Origin of the sequence: Xenorhabdus sp. TS4 (assembly GCF_014467265.1) — a bacterium.
GTDB classification, from domain to species: Bacteria; Pseudomonadota; Gammaproteobacteria; order Enterobacterales; family Enterobacteriaceae; genus Xenorhabdus; species Xenorhabdus ehlersii.
In genome coordinates, this window is the sequence record NZ_NKHQ01000092.1 from 1 (window position 1) to 1,308 (window position 1,308).

The 1,308-nt window shown below is 39.6% G+C and carries 2 pseudogenes; one reads left to right on the forward strand and one right to left on the reverse strand.

Annotation, left to right across the window (positions count from 1 at the left end):
• Positions 1–114, reverse strand: a pseudogene (locus Xets_RS18860) (IS5/IS1182 family transposase); the annotation flags it as partial.
• A 60-nt stretch (positions 115–174) separates the two neighbouring features.
• Between Xets_RS18860 and Xets_RS18865 the strand changes: the two are divergent.
• A pseudogene (locus Xets_RS18865) lies at positions 175–558 on the forward strand (primase-like DNA-binding domain-containing protein); the annotation flags it as partial.
• Positions 559–1,308: the final 750 nt, after the last annotated feature.

Below are 1,308 nucleotides of genomic sequence, written 5' to 3' on the forward strand. Positions count from 1 at the left end.
CCGATTATCTTCAGCTACACGCCCCCAAGCGCCTTGACGTCCTGGCAAATGAGGTTCAAGTAGGCTCCAGACGCGATCTGAAATATCGTGGCGGCGGTGTGCAGGTGTACTCATGGTTAATCAACTCTTATGATGGAATGATGGGGCATTATTATTGCACGAAATTTCTCATGACGACACCATCTAGCAGAACAACAGAAATCAGCGGAAGCATTGGATATTAAGCGTGGTACCGATCCACTGGTTGATTTCTGCGGTTATCTTATAGCTTCCCATGAAACTGACGGTTTGTTAATCGGCAATGCAGAAATTATGCCGTTCAATCCCCGTAAATATCTTTATCACGCCTACCTTGCTTATATGAAAGGTAATAACCTGAACAAGCCTGTTTCTGTAACTCGCTTCGGTATGGATATGCCGGGTGCGTTGGCAGAATACAGCCAGCAATATTTACGCAAGAAAAGCAAACAGGGCATTCGCAGCAATCTGAGCCTGAATCTTGATACTGCTGTCGAATGGATGCCGAAACTGACAGGGAATAGCCAGCCAGAAGAATAATTTTTTCTGATTACAAATATTTTTCAAAGAAATATAAAAAGTATTCACCACTGTTCACCCTATAATTTAAACCAGATATATCAAAGTATTATAGGGTGAATAGTTACTTTTAAACTGTTCACAACTATTCATCACCGTTCACCTTTTTCTGGTTGGAGGTGAACGGTTGGGTGAAGAGTGGTGATGAGTTTAATTTCAACTCATCATCCTTTAACAACATGAATTTAAATAAAATTATTCAAAGGTGAACAGGGTGAACAGTTTTACTACTAATTCTTTAATAGGGAGAGTAGATAAAAATATTTTCTCTGGTAGGTGATCTTTCAGCTCTCCGTGTTACCGGGTTAATTTATTAGCCCGGTAACACGGAGAAGACAAGCGTAGCGCGTCAGTGAGGTTTTAAACTGTTGAACTACGTTAAATTTAAGGTAGGTAATTACTTGATTTTGGATTAGAAATGACATTTGTCACATTTTTATTGAATGATCCTTGCTCATAGTGGAATGCTTAAAATTTTCTGGTATATCATGGAGATTATAAATTGTTCTATCAGTAAAATTGTATCGGCATAGGGAGAAAGGAGTATGGCTATAGGACACTTTTTGACTGTAGGAGATAAAACAAGTTGTGGAGGAATAATCCTTACAGGAACTAGGGGCTGTGGACGTTTTGTGACGGGAATTTGAACGGCATGATGATCTGGTATCATTGTTTTCGCCAAAAAACGGTTACCGTGAGAACATCATGCCA